This window comes from Vibrio genomosp. F6 (assembly GCF_005146325.1).
GTDB classification, from domain to species: Bacteria; Pseudomonadota; Gammaproteobacteria; order Enterobacterales; family Vibrionaceae; genus Vibrio; species Vibrio cortegadensis.
Window position 1 is genome coordinate 13886 of record NZ_SYUT01000027.1, and the last position, 20018, is coordinate 33903.

17 protein-coding genes are annotated in these 20018 nt (G+C 45.5%); 11 read left to right on the forward strand and 6 right to left on the reverse strand.

Annotated elements, in window-relative coordinates; translation table 11 throughout:
• Positions 1-99: 99 nt before the first annotated feature.
• A complete protein-coding gene (locus tag FCV43_RS11275; protein WP_136995238.1) occupies positions 100-3537 on the reverse strand; it encodes a PAS domain-containing hybrid sensor histidine kinase/response regulator in 3438 nt (1145 codons plus the stop codon).
• A 154-nt stretch (positions 3538-3691) separates the two neighbouring features.
• Complete coding sequence (locus tag FCV43_RS11280; RefSeq protein WP_136995239.1) at positions 3692-4882, reverse strand: 3-phenylpropionate MFS transporter; 1191 nt, start codon at positions 4880-4882, stop codon at positions 3692-3694.
• Between the two features lie 239 nt (positions 4883-5121).
• Between FCV43_RS11280 and FCV43_RS11285 the strand changes: the two genes are divergently transcribed.
• From FCV43_RS11285 to acs, 3 genes are all read left to right on the forward strand, one after another.
• On the forward strand, positions 5122-6948 hold the full coding sequence (locus tag FCV43_RS11285; RefSeq protein WP_136995240.1) for a DUF294 nucleotidyltransferase-like domain-containing protein: 1827 nt from the start codon (positions 5122-5124) through the stop codon (positions 6946-6948).
• 4 nt (positions 6949-6952) lie between these two features.
• Complete coding sequence (locus FCV43_RS11290) at positions 6953-7588, forward strand: 3'-5' exonuclease (RefSeq protein ID WP_017053202.1); 636 nt, start codon at positions 6953-6955, stop codon at positions 7586-7588.
• 230 nt (positions 7589-7818) lie between these two features.
• A complete protein-coding gene (acs, locus tag FCV43_RS11295; protein WP_136995241.1) occupies positions 7819-9768 on the forward strand; it encodes an acetate--CoA ligase in 1950 nt (649 codons plus the stop codon).
• Positions 9769-9777: 9 nt separating this feature from the next.
• Here acs and FCV43_RS20390 read toward each other — a convergent pair whose 3' ends face one another.
• Positions 9778-9930, reverse strand: coding sequence for a hypothetical protein (locus FCV43_RS20390; protein ID WP_170961650.1), 153 nt, complete (start codon positions 9928-9930; stop codon positions 9778-9780).
• A 131-nt stretch (positions 9931-10061) separates the two neighbouring features.
• Here FCV43_RS20390 and aroQ point away from each other — a divergent pair, with 131 nt between their 5' ends.
• The 6 genes from aroQ to fis all read left to right on the forward strand — a co-directional run bounded on the left by aroQ (position 10062) and on the right by fis (position 14937).
• The gene (gene aroQ, locus FCV43_RS11300) at positions 10062-10511 is read left to right on the forward strand and encodes a type II 3-dehydroquinate dehydratase (RefSeq protein WP_113795413.1); all 450 of its coding nucleotides are present in this window, start codon (positions 10062-10064) and stop codon (positions 10509-10511) included.
• A gap of 94 nt (positions 10512-10605) precedes the next feature.
• Positions 10606-11073 (forward strand): acetyl-CoA carboxylase biotin carboxyl carrier protein, encoded by a 468-nt coding sequence (accB, locus tag FCV43_RS11305; RefSeq protein WP_136995242.1) that lies wholly within the window; start codon positions 10606-10608, stop codon positions 11071-11073.
• 15 nt (positions 11074-11088) lie between these two features.
• Entirely contained in the window at positions 11089-12432 is a 1344-nt protein-coding gene (accC, locus tag FCV43_RS11310; protein WP_017053198.1) for an acetyl-CoA carboxylase biotin carboxylase subunit, read from the forward strand.
• A gap of 189 nt (positions 12433-12621) precedes the next feature.
• Entirely contained in the window at positions 12622-13509 is an 888-nt protein-coding gene (gene prmA, locus FCV43_RS11315) for a 50S ribosomal protein L11 methyltransferase (protein ID WP_136995243.1), read from the forward strand.
• 139 nt (positions 13510-13648) lie between these two features.
• Positions 13649-14617, forward strand: a complete 969-nt coding sequence (dusB, locus tag FCV43_RS11320; RefSeq protein WP_040887248.1) for a tRNA dihydrouridine synthase DusB — start codon at positions 13649-13651, stop codon at positions 14615-14617.
• Positions 14618-14640: 23 nt separating this feature from the next.
• Positions 14641-14937 (forward strand): DNA-binding transcriptional regulator Fis, encoded by a 297-nt coding sequence (gene fis, locus FCV43_RS11325; protein WP_004729744.1) that lies wholly within the window; start codon positions 14641-14643, stop codon positions 14935-14937.
• Between the two features lie 119 nt (positions 14938-15056).
• Here fis and FCV43_RS20770 read toward each other — a convergent pair whose 3' ends face one another.
• The 3 genes from FCV43_RS20770 to zntR form a co-directional block, all read right to left on the reverse strand.
• On the reverse strand, positions 15057-15602 hold the full coding sequence (locus tag FCV43_RS20770) for a prepilin-type N-terminal cleavage/methylation domain-containing protein (RefSeq protein ID WP_113795408.1): 546 nt from the start codon (positions 15600-15602) through the stop codon (positions 15057-15059).
• A gap of 72 nt (positions 15603-15674) precedes the next feature.
• Positions 15675-15977: a hypothetical protein gene (locus tag FCV43_RS11335; protein WP_113795407.1), complete on the reverse strand. Its 303-nt coding sequence runs from the start codon at positions 15975-15977 to the stop codon at positions 15675-15677.
• 81 nt (positions 15978-16058) lie between these two features.
• Positions 16059-16457 (reverse strand): Zn(2+)-responsive transcriptional regulator, encoded by a 399-nt coding sequence (gene zntR, locus FCV43_RS11340; protein ID WP_017053194.1) that lies wholly within the window; start codon positions 16455-16457, stop codon positions 16059-16061.
• A 283-nt stretch (positions 16458-16740) separates the two neighbouring features.
• Between zntR and purH the strand changes: the two genes are divergently transcribed.
• Positions 16741-18333, forward strand: coding sequence for a bifunctional phosphoribosylaminoimidazolecarboxamide formyltransferase/IMP cyclohydrolase (gene purH, locus FCV43_RS11345; protein WP_136995244.1), 1593 nt, complete (start codon positions 16741-16743; stop codon positions 18331-18333).
• Positions 18334-18669: 336 nt separating this feature from the next.
• On the forward strand, positions 18670-19962 hold the full coding sequence (purD, locus tag FCV43_RS11350; RefSeq protein WP_017053192.1) for a phosphoribosylamine--glycine ligase: 1293 nt from the start codon (positions 18670-18672) through the stop codon (positions 19960-19962).
• The last annotated feature ends 56 nt before the right edge of the window (positions 19963-20018 follow it).

Below are 20018 nucleotides of genomic sequence, written 5' to 3' on the forward strand. Positions count from 1 at the left end.
CTTGTAGGGAGCTCAGCCCCTCACGGAAACCAAAGCCGATGCCATTGCATCGGCTTTTTCATTTATTGAAATAATATGGGCTATGCTTAATGTTATGATTTACCCTTTATCGACTCGATTCAATATCGTCCTTAACTTCAATGGCTTGACTGGCTTGGCAATGAAACTAAAGCCGTTACCTTTAATTCCGTCCATCATGTCATCGGTACGATCTGCGCTAATGATCACGCCTTCAAAACTATCACCCAAACGCAGACGACACTGTTGCAATACCTCAAGCCCGGTTCTGCCATTGTCGAGTCGATAATCAGAGAAAATGACATCGGGCACCCAGCCATTCTCTAACGTTTTAAGACTTTGCATTAAATCGGTCGCGGTTTTCACTTCACATCCCCAACGAGCCAATAAATCCTCCATCCCCAATAAAATCTCCGTTTCATTATCGACACACAACACTCGAATATGATTAAGGTCTGAATTCGTTTCCTGTTTCAAAGCTTGCTGCTCGGGTTCCACATACTGTGACTTCTCTAGCGTCAGAGAGAAGACGCTGCCTTTATCTGGCCATGAACGCATTGATATTTGATGATCCAGAACATGAGCAATCCCTTTTGAAATCGCAAGACCAAGCCCTAACCCTTGATCGGAACGAACTTGGCTACCTCGGTTAAACTCTTCGAATATTTCTTGCTGTTTATCTTGCTCGATTCCAATGCCGTTATCCCACACATCAATACGAACTTGACCTTTCACTCGCCTTACCCCAAGAACCACTTTGCCTTTAGGGTTGTATCGAAAGGCGTTGGTCAGAAAGTTTTGCACTACCCGTCTCAGTAATTTAGGGTCAGACATGACATACAACGAAGAGGGCATCATGTGGAAATCGATCCCTTGTTGCTTGGCGAGAGCACTGAAATCAGCATTTAAATTGGCTAAGACATCATTAATAGCAAAACTGTGTACATTTACGTCCATCTTTCCAGATTCTAACCGCGAAATATCAAGCAAGTCGCCAATCAAATCTTCCCCTGCTTCCAATGCACTTTCAATGTAACTGGCCAAGCGCTTCACTTCTTTATCTTGCGCGACTTCCGTTAATGAAGATGAAAACAGACGAGCCGCATTCAACGGCTGCATAAGATCATGGCTCACCGCCGCCAAAAATCGTGATTTAGACTGCGACTCCAGTTCGGATTTTTGAGTCGCTGAGACTAATTTTCGGTTCAGGGTTTCTAACTCTTGAGTCCTTTCATGCACTCGAAACTCCAACGTCTCATTGGCATCTTTAAGTGCCTTTTCGGCCTCTCTAAATACGGTGATATCGGTAAAGCTCATCACAAACCCACCGCCCGGCATGGGGTTACCTTGCACTTCAATCACTCGTCCATCCGCTCGGGTTCGAGAAGAGGTGTGCCGAGAACCTTGCTCTAAATGATAAACCCGACGCTTAACATGCTCTTCTGGATCTCCGGGTCCACATAAACCTTGCTCTGCATTATGGCGAATGACATCTGAAATCGGTCGCCCAACTTGAATGAGCCCAGCCGGAAACTCAAACAACTCTAAATAACGCTGATTCCAAGCCACCAGCCGCAACTGTTTATCCACCACGGCGATGCCTTGGCCTATGTGTTCAATCGCCCCTTGCAGTAGCCCTCGGCTAAAGTCATACAGTTCAGACGCCTCATCGACAATGGTCGCCACTTCCTCTAGCTGCATGTTTTTACCCTGCAATGCCGAAGTAAGCACTAACTTTGCAGACGAGGCTCCAAACACACCAGCCAACACTCTTTCGGTATGCCGAATCAAACCGGAAGGGGCTTGCTGATTGGGCAATAGTACCTTGCTGTGCTGTGTCCAGTAGTGCTTGAAGGCAGTTTTCACTCGCTTTCGTCCAACAAAACGAGATGCCAACATTTCTAGTTCCGCGACCGTAACACGGCTTTGATACAAGCTGATGTTTTCGTTTTCTGGCATCGGTGTGCCAACAAAGGAAGCCGATTGTAAGCGCTCACTTAGGCTTGGACGAGTGACCATGGAGATCAACACGTAACAGAGTGCATTTAACGTCACACTCAGAACGATGCCCCAATCTGATGCTTGAAGGTTAAATTGAGCCAGAAACTCAGGCGGTGTGATCACCCACAGCAGCACATTACTTCCAGCGTCTCCAGCGAGCATGTCGGTCTGGCTCATTAAGGTCATCAACCAAATAATGAAACCCACAAGCAACCCGACATACGCACCTTTTCGGTTCCCCTGTCGCCAATACAATCCACCAATGAGTGCCGGTGAAAATTGTGCAATTGCGGCAAATGATAGGAAGCCGATAGCGGATAAAGAGTGAATGCTGTCGAGAACTTGATAGAAGCCCCAAGCACCAAGAAGCAGTAACAAAATGAGCGCCCGACGGATCATCAGTAACAGGCCAGAAAAGTGTTGGTGAGTACGCTGAGTTAAACGCATTCTTCTCAGCAAAAGAGGCATCACCAAGTCATTGGAAACCATGATTGCCAAGGCGATGGTCGATACAATCACCATACCGCTGGCCGCCGAAGTCCCACCTAAAAATGCCAGAAGAGCAATATCACTGGCTCCGACCGCCATCGGAATACTGATTACGAAAGTATCAGCAGGACTTGAGCCGAGTAAACCTTGTCCGACCCAAGCGATAGGCAGCACAAACAGCCCCATCAAAATCAGATAAATCGGAAATAACCAACGCGCGGTGTGCAGATCTTGCGCGCGTTCATTTTCAACCACCATCGTATGAAATTGGCGTGGTAAGCAGACAATCGCCAGCATGGTTAAAATAGTATGGATGATTAGTGTCGGTATATTAGGGGATTGATAGGTCAGCGACGCAATTTCAAACAGATCAATACTGTCCCGATTCCACGCTAAATAGATGATAAAGCAACCGACCGTCAGAAAAGCAACCAGTTTGATGATGGACTCAAATGCCACCGCCATCATCATGCCTCTATGATGCTCGGTATTATCAATATGGCGGGTGCCAAACAGCATGGTAAAGATGGCAAGTGCCCCGACAACAAACCAAGAGACATGATAATTACCATATCCGAACTGTTCGGCTAACTGAGGGGCAACAATATCCAGCCCCATGGTAATTCCACGAAGTTGCAACGCGATATAAGGCAAAATGCCCACCACCGCAATTAACGTCACCGCCACCGCTAAGCCTTGAGATTTACCATAACGGGCAGCAATAAAATCCGCTATCGACGTAATATGTTCACGCTTGGCAATTAGAATCAACCGAGCGAGGAGTCGCCACCCTAAGGTGAAGACAAGAATTGGCGCGATATAGATGGGCAAGAATGACCACGGGTTATTACTGGCTTGGCCTACGGTGCCGTAAAAGGTCCATGAGGTACAATACACCGCAATCGACAGGCTATAAATCCAAGGTCGCCAACGTGCTAGCCACTTGGTTTGCCGATCACCATACCAAGCGATCAAAAACAGCACACCCAAATAGGCGAGAGAAACAGGAACGACAATCCAACCTTGCATCCAGTATATCCTTGTTTTCACACCGCCCAATTAACCGCGCGTCAGCCGTTACATCAAGTGGCGTTACAGTCCATGTAACAAAAAAGCCAAAGCAATCATCATGCTCTGGCTTTTCATTTAACTAAGGATAGTTTTTGAACTCAATCAACTGGCTCTAATTCTGTGGTTTAGGCTCAGATTTTGTGGCTAAAATTGCATCATCTTGTGTATCCGTTGCATCTACTCGCACAAATAGAGCCAATACACCCATCAATGCCATCCCCCAGAATACATTGGCACCCCACTGTTCATAACCCCAGCCACTTAATGTCGTCATCAGTGCAATTACCGCCCCTAATGGAAGTGCATTATACAATGCCTGTAGTGCCACCATTTTATGCTGTGGTGCCGATTGGATATATTGAATGGCCGCGATATGAGCAAGCGCAAAAGTCACACCGTGCAGCAGCTGGATAACAACCAGAGCCACCAGCATCGTCGTTGAAGCCGTTAACCCCCAACGAGCAATCACACCAAAAGAAGCAACCAAAAATAGCGTTCGTAATGACCAGCCAGAAAATAAGCGTTTACTGAACGCGAATACTGCGACTTCGGCTACCACCCCAAGGCTCCATAGATAGCCGATGATGACTTCGGAATGCCCTGCTTCTTTCCAATAAATAGCACTAAAACTGTAGTAGGCGGCATGGCTCCCTTGAATCAAAGCAATCAAAGTCAGAAAGCGGATAATCGGCCACTCTTTGAGTAACTCTGTCAGTTTCGGTCTTTCTGCATGCTTTTCATGTTCCGTCACAGGCATCACATTAGGGTTACGCATTGCGACTAGCATAGAGAACAACACCCCTGCCATTGCGGTATACAAAATCATATCCGAACCATACTGCGCGACTAAAAAACCAACCGCAGTTGAACCAGCAATAAACGCAATTGAGCCCCACAAACGAGTGCGCCCATAATCAAGCATCTTTAAGCGACTGTAATAGTTTGCCATGGCATCGGACAACGGAATAATGGGACCACAACATAGGTTGAATAAGATCGTCGCAGCCACCATGAGCAAGAAACTGCCACCAGTGAAAAAGTGAAAACCAACAAAAATTAACGCTGCGAAGCTTAACCACCGAAGGGCGGGCATCAAATGTTCCACTTTATGAATCCGTGGCGTTAACACTAAATTCGCCACACAACGGGTTGCAAAACCAATCCCCATTAAAATACCGATATCGGTCGGCGATACACCTTGCCCCTCAAACCATAGCGCCCAAAAAGGCAGATACACCCCATACGCAAAGAAGAAACCAAGAAAATACTGAGAAATCCAGCCATAAGGAGAAGGGTTAAACATTGGCGTGTCCTACAAAAAGTCACATGGGAAGAAAGATCCGCGCAATTATGCACTGTCAGACAACATGAAAAAAGGGAATAAAATCGTAAGCGTATTTCCGCATTCTATAAATCAAACAATAAGGGCGATATTTTTCTCTCAGAAGAGAAACAAATTTCGTTATTAGACCAAAGTCGTCTGGAGGTTAAACGGTATTTTGCCACACTAGAGTCAGCCTCTTAATGTAAGTGAACTCTGCTATGCCTGAAAAATTCAATATGCAAGCGCCTCCTTTTGACCGACTCACAGAAAAGCAGCAGCGAACGCTACGCGCTTCATTAGATGTCGCTTACTACCGAGATAAAGAGACCATCATCGCCGCCGAGCAGCCGTCCCATTACCTTTATATGTTAATTAAAGGGGCCGTAGAAGAGCGATCTGCAGATGGCAAAGAGGTTTTCGCTCACTACGCTAACGACGATATGTTTGATGTTCGTGCGCTATTTGATTCTCACACCAAACACCAATACATCACTCTAGAAGATACGCTGTGCTATTTACTATCCAAAGAGGTATTCATTGATCTCTATAATCAAAACGGCCAGTTTTCCGCCTATTTCGATAACAACTTAGCCAAGCGACAAGCATTAATTGAATCGGCTCAGCAACAGCAAAATCTTGCCGAATTCATTCTAACCAAAGTGGATGCCAGCATTTATCACCCCCCAATGATTTTGCAACCAGATCAGCCGATCAATGACGTCACCAAGCAGCTAAAAGAACACGCTTTAGATTCAGCACTTGTTCAACTGTCTGAAGACGACCCTCGACGCATAGAGAACCCAACCCTTCACCCTTATGCGATCGTGACTCGGACCAATATGTTGCATGCGGTCATGCTAGATCAACATCCACTCGATACACCCGTCAGTCAAATCGCCACCTTCCCTGTCTTTCATGTCGATGATGGTGATTTCTTATTTAACGCCATGATCACCATGACTCGTAACCGCATGAAACGCGTGATGGTATGCGATGGAAATGAAGCGGTCGGCATGCTCGATATGACTCAAATATTGAGTTCATTCTCTACCCATTCGCACGTGCTAAGCCTGACGATTGCACGAGCATCCAGCGTTGAAGAGCTTGCACTGGCTTCCAATAAACAACGACAATTGGTTGAAAGTTTATTGGGCAATGGCATACGTACTCGCTTCATCATGCAACTCATCTCGGCGGTCAATGAGCAGATCATAGAGAAAGCATTCGAACTCGTGGTTCCACCAGCTCTGCATGATCAGTGCTGCCTTATCGTGCTTGGTTCCGAAGGTCGCGGTGAGCAGATCATCAAAACCGACCAAGACAATGCGCTCATCCTTAAAGATGGATTACAGTGGCAACAGTGTGAATCGGTCATGAATACTTTAACCCACACGCTGCAACAGCTTGGTTACCCACTCTGCCCCGGTAATGTCATGGTGAATAACGAAAAGTGGGTGAAGAGCCAAACAGAATGGAAGGCGACACTGTCAAAATGGGTAAAAAAGGCGCGTTCAGAGCAAGTGATGGATATTGCAATTGTCGCCGACGCTCATGCCGTGGCGGGAAATAGAGAGCTCTTAGCACCGATTAAAACGCATTTAAGTGAACTCATGGCGGATCAAGAGCTAATCCTCATGGAGTTTATTCGCCCTGCCCTGAATTTCTCCGTGCCACTCACCCTCTTTGGCAATGTGAAAAAATCAAAATCAGGCGTCGATATCAAGCAAGGGGGTATTTTTCCGATTGTTCATGGTGTTCGGGCTTTGAGTTTAGAGCACAGAATCAGGGTGAATAACACATTTGAACGTATCGACGCTTTAGTCCAACAAAAAGTATTGGAGCAAGAGACCGCGGACAATCTCAGTGAAGCTCTCAAACAGTTCTTTAAGCTACGTCTGGCTCAGCAACTTTCAGAACAACATAGCGGCAATAAAATCGACATTAAGCTATTAGAGCGAACCGAACGTGATTTGCTTCGCCACAGCTTGCATGTGGTCAAAAAGTTTAAGCAATGGCTTGGCTATCACTACCAAGTGAGAGATTAAACCAATGAACTGGCTCTCTCGAAAATGGTGGCACTATAAACTGCAAGGCTCCGCTTATCAGTCACTATTCGCTGCGCCACAACAAGGCGAGTTTGTCTCTTTAGATTGTGAAACGACCAGCTTAGATCCCAAGCGAGCCGAACTCGTCACCATTGCCGCCACTAAAATTATCGATAACCGGATCATCACCAGTCAACCTTTTGAAGTTCGTTTAAGAGCCCCACAATCGCTAGATTCTGGCTCAGTAAAGATTCACAAAATACGCCATCAAGATCTTCTCGATGGCGTCAGTGAAAAACAAGCCTTAGAGAAACTACTCGCCTTTATCGGCAATCGACCGCTTGTCGGTTATCACATCCGCTACGATAAAACGATTCTCGATATCGCGTGTAAAAAACAACTCGGCTTCCCCCTCCCCAATCAGTTGATTGAAGTCAGTCAAATCTATCATGATCAGCTCGAAAAGCGGCTGCCAAATGCCTATATCGACTTAAGCTTAGATGCGATCTGTAATCACCTTCAGTTACCCATTCAAGACAAACATGACGCACTGCAAGATGCGATATCTGCCGCACTGGTTTTTGTTCGCCTGACCAAAGGTGACTTACCCGAATTCACATCCGCTTACTTTAAACATTAACCCTATCTGCCAACTAAAACCCGCAGGAGCCGATCAACCTCTCATTTATAACCTAGTTAACCTCCCGATAATTAAGCATAAATCTCACACTCATCCTAAAGTCTAATTGTAGAAACTCGCCTACTGGCAGAGAGTTATAGGCATAGCGGTATTCAATATCAAACAATCACAACAACGCCTAAACGGAATTTGCCCAGAAGATAAAAGATCAAGGCACAAGGAGAGATGCAATGAGTGAAGCCCATATTTATCCAGTAAAAGAGAACATCAAAGCGCAAACCCACGCAGATGAAGATACCTACCTAGCGATGTACCAACAATCCGTTTCAGATCCAGAAGGATTCTGGGGCGAACACGGGAAAATAGTAGACTGGATTAAACCCTTTACTCACGTAAAAAGTACGTCTTTCGATACGGGTCATGTTGATATTCGCTGGTTTGATGACGGTACACTCAATGTGTCAGCCAACTGTATTGATCGCCACCTAGCGGAACGCGGTGATGAAGTGGCGATTATTTGGGAAGGCGATGACCCAGCAGATGATAAAACCCTAACCTTTAATCAACTTCACAAAGAAGTGTGCCTGTTCTCAAACGCTCTCAAAGAGCAAGGCGTTCGTAAAGGTGACGTCGTTTGTCTTTACATGCCAATGGTGCCTGAAGCGGCTGTCGCCATGTTAGCTTGTACTCGTATCGGCGCAGTCCATACTGTTGTATTTGGCGGGTTCTCACCTGAAGCGCTTTCAGGTCGTATCATTGACTCTAATTCAAAAATTGTCGTCACTGCGGATGAAGGTGTTCGTGGTGGACGAGCAGTACCTCTGAAGAAAAACGTCGATGAAGCGCTGACTAACTCTGATGTAAAAACCATTGATAAGGTCATCGTATTCAAACGTACTGGCGGTGATGTGGAATGGCACGATCATCGTGATATATGGTGGCATGAAGCAACATCAACGGTTTCTGAAATTTGCCCCCCAGAAGAGATGAAGGCGGAAGATCCACTATTCATCCTCTACACATCTGGCTCAACAGGTAAACCTAAAGGCGTGCTGCATACCACAGGTGGATACCTCGTCTATGCCACCATGACATTCAAATATGTCTTTGACTACCAACCAGGCGAAGTGTTCTGGTGTACCGCCGATGTAGGTTGGATCACAGGACACACTTATCTCATTTATGGGCCACTTGCCAACGGTGCGAAAACCATTCTGTTTGAAGGCGTTCCTAATTACCCGAACACCAATCGCATGAGTAAAGTGGTCGATAAACACCAAGTAAATATTCTTTATACTGCGCCGACGGCTATCCGAGCATTAATGGCGAAAGGTAACGAAGCGGTTGAAGATACCTCACGTAGTAGCTTACGCATCATGGGATCGGTTGGTGAACCGATTAACCCTGAAGCATGGGAGTGGTACTACAAAACCATAGGTAATGAAAATTCACCGATTGTTGATACTTGGTGGCAAACAGAAACAGGCGGGATCCTCATTGCCCCACTACCAGGAGCAACCGACCTAAAACCGGGGTCAGCCACTCGCCCATTCTTCGGTGTACAACCGGCGTTAGTCGATAATATGGGGAATATCATTGATGGCGCCGCTGAAGGTAACCTGGTTATTCTCGATTCATGGCCAGGCCAAATGCGTACCGTTTATGGCGATCACGAGCGCTTCGAACAGACCTACTTCTCAACGTTCAAGGGCATGTACTTCACCAGTGACGGTGCAAAACGAGATGAAGACGGTTACTACTGGATCACCGGTCGTGTGGATGATGTTCTCAACGTATCAGGTCACCGAATGGGAACCGCAGAAGTCGAATCCGCGCTCGTCGCATTCGATAAAATTGCTGAAGCTGCGATTGTTGGTGTGCCACATGACATTAAAGGCCAAGCCATCTACGCTTACATCACTCTTAATGATGGTGAATTCCCAAGTGCAGAGCTGCATAAAGAAGTCAAAGATTGGGTTCGTAAGGAGATTGGCCCGATAGCTACGCCAGACGTACTGCATTGGACTGACTCCTTACCAAAAACACGTTCAGGTAAAATCATGCGTCGTATTCTGCGTAAAATCGCTACCGGAGACACCAGTAACCTCGGAGATACATCCACCCTTGCCGACCCGAGTGTTGTTGATAAGCTGATTGCTGAAAAAGCAGAACTTGCCTAAGACATTTAATTAATCACAAGCCGCCAGCGTATTGGCGGCTTTTTTGATCCATTCCAGCTCACAAATATCCGTATTAAATGGCAGGATAACGACCATTTTTGTTAACTTGGTTACAAAAACCATCCCCCTAACAGAGAGATAAGACCAGTAAATTGCTGCCATTTGCGCTGAATTAGCTATAATCTGGTTCTAAATTTAAAAATCAGTGTTTTTTTCACTAGAAATTAACGCTGATTTGTAAATAATATGGGAATATTGGTATTCGTTTCACGATAAAGGAAGATAAGCCCAAGATGCCTGCAAAGTTAAGCATTCTACTTCTGAATGGCCCAAATCTTAATCTACTCGGTTTAAGAGAGCCCGCACATTACGGTTCTCAAACGTTAGATCAAATAGTGACGGCCCTGTCAGAACAAGCTAAGGAAGCCGAGGTGGAGTTAACCCACCTGCAATCAAATCGTGAATATGAACTGATCGAAGCAATCCATGCTGCATACCAAAAGGTTGATTTTATCATCATCAACCCTGCCGCTTTTACTCATACGAGCGTAGCACTACGTGATGCATTGCTCGGGGTTGCGATCCCATTTATTGAAGTGCACTTATCCAATGTTCATGCACGTGAACCATTCCGCCATCACTCATATCTATCCGATAAAGCAGAAGGCGTTATTTGTGGATTAGGCGCGCAAGGTTACCAATTTGCTTTGGCTGCGGCACTGAACAAGCTCCAGTCGAAGTAGTCTATTTATTACATAAGAATAGATAGATAGAACTAATACTTACCTACTCGGTCATAGAGTTTAGGTCACTTAACAAGACAAAGAGAAAGAAAAGATGGATATTCGTAAAATCAAAAAACTTATCGAACTAGTAGAAGAGTCTGGTATTGCTGAACTTGAAATCTCTGAAGGTGAAGAGTCGGTACGAATCAGTCGTAACCACACAGGCGCACCAGCTCCAGTCCAATACGCAGCAGCACCGATGGCCGCTCCTGCAGCAGCACCAGTAGCCGCGGCACCAGTTGCAGTGGCAGCAACAGCTGAAGAATCTGCACCAGCAGCACCAGCAGGACACCAAGTTCTTTCGCCAATGGTTGGTACTTTCTACGGAGCGTCAAGCCCAGATGCAAAACCATTTGTTAAAGTAGGCCAACAAGTGACTGCTGGCGAAACTCTTTGCATCGTTGAAGCGATGAAAATGATGAACCAAATCGAAGCCGATAAATCTGGTGTTGTGGTTGCCATTCTTGTTGAAGATGGCCAACCCGTTGAGTTTGATCAACCACTTGTTGTGATCGAATAATAGAGGTCACTCGATATGTTAGATAAATTAGTTATCGCAAACCGTGGCGAAATTGCGCTACGTATTTTGCGTGCATGTAAAGAGCTTGGCATTAAAACCGTTGCAGTTCACTCTACTGCTGACCGTGATTTAAAACACGTACTCCTTGCTGACGAGACCATCTGTATTGGTCCTGCTCGTGGTATCGACAGCTACCTGAACATTCCTCGCATTATCAGCGCAGCGGAAGTAACAGGTGCCGTTGCTGTTCACCCAGGCTACGGCTTCCTATCTGAAAACGCAGATTTTGCTGAGCAAGTAGAACGCTCTGGCTTTATCTTTGTTGGCCCTAAAGCCGAAACCATCCGCATGATGGGCGACAAAGTATCGGCTATCACATCAATGAAAAAAGCGGGCGTACCTTGTGTACCTGGTTCAGACGGCCCTCTTAACGATGATGATGCAAAGAATAAAGCTCACGCGAAACGTATCGGCTTCCCAGTAATCATTAAAGCCTCTGGCGGCGGCGGTGGTCGTGGTATGCGTGTGGTTCGTTCTGAATCAGAGCTAACAGAAGCTATCGCGATGACGCGTGCTGAAGCAAAAGCATGTTTCAACAACGACATGGTTTACATGGAGAAATTCCTAGAAAACCCACGTCACATTGAAGTACAAGTGCTAGCAGATGGCCAAGGTAATGCAATCCACCTAGGTGAGCGTGACTGTTCAATGCAGCGTCGCCACCAAAAAGTAGTGGAAGAAGCTCCGGCACCAGGCATCACTGAAGAGATGCGTAAATACATCGGTGAGCGTTGTACTCGTGCCTGTATCGAAATTGGTTACCGTGGCGCTGGTACATTTGAATTCCTATACGAAAATGGCGAATTCTACTTCATCGAAATGAATACTCGTATTCAAGTTGAGCACACTATCACTGAAATGGTTACTGGTATCGATTTAGTGAAAGAGCAACTGCGCATTGCTGCTGGTCAGCCGTTATCATTTACACAAGATGATATCAAACTGCGTGGTCACTCAATTGAGTGTCGTATTAACGCTGAAGATCCTGTGCGATTCCTGCCTTCTCCAGGCAAAATTCAACGCTTCCACGCTCCAGGTGGTATGGGCGTTCGTTGGGAATCTCATATCTACACGGGCTACACAGTACCGCCACATTACGATTCAATGATCGGTAAGCTCATCACTTACGGTGAGAACCGCGACGTTGCAATCGCTCGCATGAAGAACGCCCTTTCAGAAATGATTGTGGAAGGTATTCACGTGAACGTACCGCTACAGCAAGCCATTATGAATGACGAGAATTTCCAACACGGTGGTGCAAATATCCACTACCTTGAGAAAAAACTTGGCCTTCAATAATCACTTTTAGCTTGTACACAAAAGCTTAAGTGTTCGATATTGACGTATCAAGTACAGAAATATTGAAACATAAAACGCATAAAATGCTCACTTCGGTGGGCATTTTTTATTCTATTTTCTGAATTGTGTAGAACTCTGGTAGACTCTGCAGCAAATTTTCAATCATCGTGAAACGAAAGAGCAAATATCATGCCTTGGATTCAAATCAAACTTAATGCGACTAACGCCAACGCAGAGCAAATTGGCGACATGCTAATGGAAGAGACGGGTGCATTATCCGTCACCTTTTTAGACGCACACGATACGCCTGTATTTGAACCTCTGCCGGGGGAAACCCGACTCTGGGGAGACACCGATATCGTCGCGTTATATGACGCAGAAGCCGATACTGAGCTAGTCATCACTCTAATCAAGAACAGCAACATGCTTGAGACTGGTTTCGCGTACAAAGTTGAGCAGCTTGAAGACAAGGACTGGGAACGCGAATGGATGGACAACTTCCACCCAATGAAATTTGGTGAGCGTTTATGGATCTGCCCTAGCTGGCGTGACGTTCCAGAACCTGATGCGATTAACGTGATGCTTGATCCTGGCTTAGCGTTCGGTACAGGTACTCACCCAACAACATCACTTTGCTTAGAGTGGCTAGAGGGCCTAGACCTAAAAGGAAAAACGGTTCTTGATTTCGGTTGTGGTTCAGGGATCCTTGCGATCGCGGCGATCAAGCTTGGTGCGGCAAAAGTGGTTGGGATCGATATCGATCCTCAAGCATTAACGGCCTCTAAAGATAATGCACAACGCAATGGTGTTGCCGATCAACTTGAGCTATTCCTACCTCAAGACCAACCTGAAAATTTCACTGCTGATGTGGTCGTTGCCAACATTCTTGCTGGTCCACTGCGTGAACTTTCAGGCATCATCAAAGGCTTAATTAAGCCAAATGGTCAACTTGCCATGTCGGGTGTTTTAGATACACAAGCTGAAGATGTTGCCAATTATTATCGTGATGAGCTTCACATAGATCCGATAGTAGAGCAGCAAGAGTGGTGTCGTATATCTGGTTACAAGCAAGGCTAGATAAGACTTTACGCCCTAATTGACTGAAATTTATACAAATTACATAAACAAATTGTAAATGCTCAAATATTAGTCTTTTCACGGAGCGAAAAAATGCGTAAAATGCGCGCCCTTGCTGGTACAGAACTGTGATGATGTTTTGAAAATCGGAAATTATAAACTTAAGAACAATCTAATCGTGGCCCCTATGGCTGGAGTAACGGATAGACCGTTCCGTGAGTTATGTCTTCGCTATGGTGCGGGGATGGCTGTCAGTGAAATGATGTCCTCTAACCCCAAAGTATGGAAAACATCGAAGTCGCAACAACGCATGGTACATGAGGGCGAATCGGGCATTCGCTCTGTACAGATTGCAGGTGCTGACCCACAGCTTATGGCCGAGGCAGCTCAATTTAGTGTTGAAAACGGTGCGCAAATCATCGATATCAACATGGGTTGCCCAGCAAAAAAAGTAAATAAAAAGCTGGCCGGTTCTGCTTTGCTACAGTATCCAGAGATTATCGAAGATATTCTTAAGGCGGTAGTCAATGCAGTCGATGTTCCTGTGACATTGAAAACCCGTACTGGCTGGGACACAGAAAACAGAAACTGTGTCCATATTGCGAAATTAGCCGAAGACTGCGGCATCCAAGCTTTAGCGCTACATGGGCGCACAAAAGCTTGTATGTACAAAGGAGAGGCCGAATACGACAATATTAAAGCGGTTAAACAAGCTATCTCGATTCCGGTTATCGCCAATGGTGATATCGACAGTCCTGAGAAAGCGAAGTATGTGCTGGAGTACACTGGCGCAGACGCTTTAATGATAGGACGTCCCGCCCAGGGCCGACCTTGGATTTTTCAGGAAATCCAACACTACTTGGTAAACGGTACCACGATGCCTGCACTTCCTCTTGAGGAGGTAAAAAGCATTTTACTTGGTCATGTTGACGCACTTCACCAGTTTTATGGGGAGTACTTAGGCCCTCGCATTGCTCGCAAGCATGTGGGTTGGTATCTAAAAGAGCATGAGCAAGCCAGTGAGTTTCGCCGTACCTTCAATGCGATAGAAGCAGCACCGCTGCAACTTGAAGCGTTAGAAGGTTATTTTGATAACGTTGCATCATAATTACGAGAAGAGCTAGACCAAATATGTTCGAACAAAATCTGACTTCAGAAGCATTAACAGTGACTACAGTTACATCACAAGATCAAATCACTCAGAAGCCACTACGTGACTCTGTTAAAGCATCGTTGAAAAACTATCTTGCTCAATTAAATGGTCAGGAAGTCAGCGAATTATATGAGTTAGTTTTGGCAGAAGTTGAACAGCCACTACTAGACACTATCATGCAATACACTCGCGGCAACCAAACTCGCGCAGCAACTATGATGGGTATCAACCGTGGTACTCTTCGTAAGAAACTTAAAAAATACGGCATGAACTAATACAGTTCGTCTGTGATTTTACTTTGAAGCCAAGCTATTCGTAGTTTGGCTTTTTTTGTAAATGAAACAATGAAAGTGAACTAGACTAACTGCGAAAAATAACCATCAACGGTATAACATTAGCCGCAGTTTTTATTTGCTATTCGGATCCGGTCATCGAGTTCTAAACCTAGTGTGTAATCCACGATATATTCAACATAGCAAGAGCCTGCTAATGGTGAAAAATCACTATAAGTACCTTCGGTGCTCGTCGTATCGGCATCTTTTTTAAGATATATTTTAAATACTTTTTGATCCCCACCACTCTGGTTAATATTCCAATCATCACCAAGTTCAGTTACCGATTTAATCGTGCCACGGCTTGAAGGGTAGCCATAAGCAAATGAACATTGAACCTCTGGTGCTATTGGCTTACACCAAGCATCTTCCGGATCTCGTGGGTCCAATAGTATTACGCGATTTGTCACATCATGCTCATCAACAATCAACTTTCCATAGGCGATCCCAAACGATGATGATAATGCACCTTTAAGACCTTTAACCACGGATACGTCGGCATCTTCATTAATAGATAAAAACCTTGGCGCAGCGACAACGGTTAAAATAGCCAAAACAACAATCACAACAACCAACTCGATTAATGTAAAACCTTTCGTTAATTTCATTTTCACGTCTACTAACTGAACAACAAATGGGCACGTATTCTATCTGAAGTATCAAAGACTAAATAGAATTCATTAAGGCCAAGCTCTTTTCTTACCACCAATACCACCCGCTTGTAGCATATCGATAATTTTCTTTGATTTATCTTCCAACACCTTTAAGCGTCGAGTAACTTCAACTTTACCCTCACCATCTAACTGTTGCATTGATTTATCAAGGTGTGTTTTTTCTTGAATCATCTTAACCAGCTGTATATTTTGCTTTTCAAGCTTATCGACTTTTCCAGCCAATTCAGACAAGGTGCGATTCTGAGCCGTCAGCTGAGCTTCAATTTTGCTAAACGCCGTTAAAATTTGCGCTACATTTTGATCTGCCATTCTTTGCTCCAAATAAAACACACTATAGCAGTGTAGTTGATCTCGCCGTCAAATATCGAAAGAGCCTAGACAAAACCCTCATTATTCTAATGCAGCCAAGATAGAACAGTGGCTCGCATCATCGTCAACATGCCCACAACAGGCGTCATTAATCTTTTTCAATGCACTTCTGATCTTCGTCAATTCTGCAATCTTCTCATCAATCATATCGAGCTTAGAAGACGTGATCGATTTTACTTCCGCACAACTATGCTGTGTTGCTTCCAACTTAATCTCTAATAGCTCTTTTATCTCGTCCAAACTTAACCCTAGAGATTTTGCTTTTAAGATGAAGGTAACTTGTTGCTGATTTTTTTCATTATATAGACGATACCCAGATTCACTTCGCCCAGCAGGATGAAGCAACTGGTTTTTCTCATAGAAACGTAGCGTATCAGTACTTACACCACAACGTTTTGCCAATTCTCCTATCTGAAACATAATGTCCTCTATTAACCATTTCGTTACTTTTAAGCGCCTAAATGCACTTTTTTATAATTATTTTTGAGATGCCAATCGATTGCGCGAGCTTTTATGTCATTAATTGGTTAGAATGTGCGCCATCAAATTTGAGTTACAGATACACTCCATTAACGCAAAAGGTCTTTACCAAAATAAACCCAGTTTTTAATGTATGACTTTAAAATGCAATAAGAACAGGTTCATTTTTTGGCAAATATCTTTAGTTTAACTTTAACTCCGTGAATTTGAGGAAGATGGAAGCATGAATAACGCTCGCCCTATTCGCCGCGCTCTTATCAGCGTATCAGACAAAACTGGTATCGTTGAGTTTGCACAAGCTCTAACTAACCGTGGTGTAGATATATTATCGACAGGCGGTACCGCTCGCCTGCTTGCTGAAAAAGGCATCTCTGTGACAGAAGTATCTGACTACACTGGTTTCCCTGAAATGATGGATGGCCGTGTTAAGACTCTGCACCCGAAAGTTCACGGTGGCGTGCTTGGCCGTCGTGGCCAAGATGATGACGTAATGGCCACTCACGGTATCAACCCTATCGATATGGTTGTGGTAAACCTATACCCATTCGCAGAAACCGTTGCTAAAGAAGGTTGTACCCTCGCTGACGCTGTTGAAAACATCGACATCGGTGGCCCTACAATGGTTCGCTCTGCAGCGAAAAACCACAAAGATGTAACTATCGTGGTTAACGCACACGACTACGAGCGCGTTGTTGCTGAAATGGACGCGAACGAGAAATCTCTAACGCTAGAGACTCGCTTCGACCTCGCTATCGCAGCATTCGAGCACACAGCTTCTTACGACGGCATGATAGCTAACTACTTCGGTACTATGGTTCCTAGCTACGGCGAGAACAAGGAAGGCGATACTGAATCGAAATTCCCTCGCACGTTCAACCAACAGTTCGAGAAAAAACAAGACATGCGCTACGGTGAGAACAGCCACCAAGCTGCTGCATTCTATGTTGAAGCGAACCCTGAAGAAGCATCTGTTTCTACTGCTCGCCAAATTCAAGGTAAAGCCCTTTCTTACAACAACATCGCTGACACCGACGCAGCACTTGAGTGTGTGAAAGAGTTCGACCAGCCAGCATGTGTGATCGTTAAGCACGCTAACCCATGTGGTGTAGCACTAGGTGAAGACATCCTAGAAGCTTACGACCGTGCATTCAAAACAGACCCAACGTCTGCATTTGGCGGCATCATCGCATTCAACCGTGAACTAGACGCAGCTACAGCAACGGCTATCACTGAGCGCCAATTCGTTGAAGTTATCATTGCACCTTCTGTTTCTGCTGAGGCAGTAGAAATCGTAGCGGCTAAGAAAAACCTTCGCCTGCTTGAGTGTGGTGAGTGGACAACGAAGACGACTGGTTTTGACGTGAAACGCGTTAACGGTGGCTTACTAGTACAAGATCGCGACCAAGGCATGGTGTCTGAAGACGACCTAAAAGTCGTTTCTAAGCGCCAACCTACAGCTGAAGAGCTAAAAGATGCACTATTCTGCTGGAAAGTAGCGAAGTACGTTAAGTCTAACGCTATCGTTTACTCGAAAGGTGACATGACGATTGGTGTCGGCGCTGGCCAAATGAGCCGCGTTTACTCTGCGAAAATAGCAGGCATCAAAGCGGCTGACGAAGGTCTACAAGTTGAAGGTTGTGTGATGGCATCTGACGCGTTCTTCCCATTCCGTGACGGTATCGACGCGGCAGCAGAAGCAGGCATCAAGTGCGTTATCCAGCCAGGCGGCTCTATGCGTGATGATGAAGTTATCGCAGCAGCAGACGAACATGGCATGGCGATGATCTTTACTGGTATGCGTCACTTCCGCCACTAATTCTCTTGTCATCATTGGGGCGGTAACTGCGTTGACTACGCTCGCTTACCCTAATCACATAGCGAGCTATGCTCATAGGGATAAGCTCGCTTGTCGCCTTGTTAGCGCTCCCACTGATTTAAAGAGACCTCGAATAGTTGAATGACGCAAGCACCAACTACTTTGAGCAAAACTTATTTAATTTAGCTAATTTGAAATACTCTTAATTTAGAAATTTTCATTTTAGAGCAAAGCCATATTGATAAGGTCAAGGAGAGCTCGCGGAGTTTATAAGTATAAATGAGCAAGCTCGACACAGAGATTAGCAATATGGCGCAGCTATCAAGGGATAAATAAATGAATGTATTGATTATTGGTGCCGGCGGTCGTGAGCACGCACTAGGTTGGAAAGCAGCACAAAACCCAAACGTTGAAACGGTATTCATCGCTCCAGGTAACGCAGGCACTGCGCTTGAGCCGAAACTTGAGAACGTAAACATCGGTGTTGAAGACATCGCAGGTTTAGTCGCGTTTGCTCAAGAGAAAAAAATCGAACTGACTATTGTTGGCCCTGAAGCGCCACTGGTTATTGGTGTGGTTGACGCATTCCGCGAAGTCGGTCTGCCGATCTTTGGCCCAACTCAAGCAGCAGCGCAGCTTGAAGGCTCTAAAGCATTCACTAAAGACTTCCTAGCTCGTCATGACATCCCAACGGGTTATTACGCAAACTTCACTGAGATTGACCCAGCTATCGCTTACGTACGTGAGCAAGGTGCACCAATCGTCGTAAAAGCTGACGGTCTTGCGGCGGGTAAAGGCGTTATCGTTGCGATGACGCTTGAAGAAGCTGAAGACGCAATCAAAGATATGCTAGCGGGCAACGCATTTGGCGAAGCAGGCAGCCGCGTGGTTATCGAAGAGTTCCTTGAAGGCGAAGAAGCAAGCTTCATCGTAATGGTTGATGGTTCTAGCGTTCTGCCTATGGCCACCAGCCAAGACCACAAACGTGTTGGCGACAAAGACACGGGTCCTAATACTGGCGGCATGGGTGCTTACTCTCCTGCTCCAGTGGTAACTCCTGAAATCCACAACCGTATCCTTGAGGAAGTTATCTACCCAACGGTACGTGGCATGGATGCAGAAGGTGCACCTTACACCGGTTTCCTTTACGCAGGCCTAATGATCGATGCTGACGGCACACCTAAGGTTATCGAATACAACTGCCGCTTCGGCGATCCAGAAACGCAACCTATCATGATGCGTATGGAATCGGATCTTGTTGAGCTTTGCCTAATGGCTATCGACGAGAAACTCGATGAAGCAGAGTCTAAATGGGATCCACGAGCGTCTATCGGTGTGGTTCTTGCGGCTGGCGGTTACCCTGCTGACTACGCAAAAGGTGATGTAATTTCACTACCAACAAGCGAAGTTGAAGGCCAAAAGGTTTTCCACGCTGGTACTGCGAATAACACTGCTGGTGACGTGATCACCGACGGGGGACGAGTACTATGTGCTACCGCTCTGGGAAATAGCGTATCTGAAGCTCAGGAACGTGCTTACGCGTTAACAAAGCAAGTAAGCTGGAATGGCATGTTCCACCGCAATGACATTGGTTACCGTGCGATTGAGCGCGAAAACGAGCTAAAATAATCCGGCCCGTTAATGTGACACAAAAAAGGCGCTCAATGAGCGCCTTTTTTTAATTC

Coding starts and splice junctions, on each gene's coding strand:
- FCV43_RS11335 (WP_113795407.1), bottom strand. CDS start 15,977: ATGGCAGATCAAAATGTAGCGCAAATTTTAACGGCGTTTAGCAAAATT.
- FCV43_RS11285 (WP_136995240.1), top strand. CDS start 5,122: ATGCCTGAAAAATTCAATATGCAAGCGCCTCCTTTTGACCGACTCACA.
- FCV43_RS11290 (WP_017053202.1), top strand. CDS start 6,953: ATGAACTGGCTCTCTCGAAAATGGTGGCACTATAAACTGCAAGGCTCC.
- zntR (WP_017053194.1), bottom strand. CDS start 16,457: ATGTTTCAGATAGGAGAATTGGCAAAACGTTGTGGTGTAAGTACTGAT.
- accB (WP_136995242.1), top strand. CDS start 10,606: ATGGATATTCGTAAAATCAAAAAACTTATCGAACTAGTAGAAGAGTCT.
- purH (WP_136995244.1), top strand. CDS start 16,741: ATGAATAACGCTCGCCCTATTCGCCGCGCTCTTATCAGCGTATCAGAC.
- aroQ (WP_113795413.1), top strand. CDS start 10,062: ATGCCTGCAAAGTTAAGCATTCTACTTCTGAATGGCCCAAATCTTAAT.
- FCV43_RS11280 (WP_136995239.1), bottom strand. CDS start 4,882: ATGTTTAACCCTTCTCCTTATGGCTGGATTTCTCAGTATTTTCTTGGT.
- FCV43_RS20390 (WP_170961650.1), bottom strand. CDS start 9,930: ATGGCAGCAATTTACTGGTCTTATCTCTCTGTTAGGGGGATGGTTTTT.
- FCV43_RS20770 (WP_113795408.1), bottom strand. CDS start 15,602: ATGAAATTAACGAAAGGTTTTACATTAATCGAGTTGGTTGTTGTGATT.
- purD (WP_017053192.1), top strand. CDS start 18,670: ATGAATGTATTGATTATTGGTGCCGGCGGTCGTGAGCACGCACTAGGT.
- prmA (WP_136995243.1), top strand. CDS start 12,622: ATGCCTTGGATTCAAATCAAACTTAATGCGACTAACGCCAACGCAGAG.
- accC (WP_017053198.1), top strand. CDS start 11,089: ATGTTAGATAAATTAGTTATCGCAAACCGTGGCGAAATTGCGCTACGT.
- FCV43_RS11275 (WP_136995238.1), bottom strand. CDS start 3,537: ATGCAAGGTTGGATTGTCGTTCCTGTTTCTCTCGCCTATTTGGGTGTG.
- acs (WP_136995241.1), top strand. CDS start 7,819: ATGAGTGAAGCCCATATTTATCCAGTAAAAGAGAACATCAAAGCGCAA.
- fis (WP_004729744.1), top strand. CDS start 14,641: ATGTTCGAACAAAATCTGACTTCAGAAGCATTAACAGTGACTACAGTT.